Origin of the sequence: Pseudomonas sp. H26/SER47-MNA-CIBAN-0231 (assembly GCF_040310465.1) — a bacterium.
In the GTDB taxonomy this organism is placed as follows: domain Bacteria; phylum Pseudomonadota; class Gammaproteobacteria; order Pseudomonadales; family Pseudomonadaceae; genus Aquipseudomonas; species Aquipseudomonas atacamensis.
Window position 1 is genome coordinate 1 of record NZ_JBEOPW010000214.1, and the last position, 230, is coordinate 230.

Annotated in this window: 1 protein-coding gene; it reads left to right on the forward strand. The window is 34.3% G+C overall.

Annotation, left to right across the window (positions count from 1 at the left end; genetic code table 11):
• Positions 1-230 (forward strand): hypothetical protein (locus tag AAEZ10_RS27845; protein ID WP_350571910.1); only part of this gene is annotated, 230 nt, incomplete at both ends.

Genomic DNA, 230 nt, shown 5'->3' on the forward strand with positions numbered 1-230 from the left:
GCACTACGTTATGGTTATGCCTTTTATGATTACTCAGAACAATTGCAAATTCAATTTGGTATAAATCAAGTACCATTTGGTAACCCGGGTTTTATTTCAAATAGTTTTTGGTTTGGCGTACCGTATTATTTAGGTTTTGAAGATGATTATGATGCAGGTATTAAAACGGTTTATTCAAATAATGGTTGGGGAACTGAGTTTGCGTTTTATAAAGGCGCTGAATATGGTGC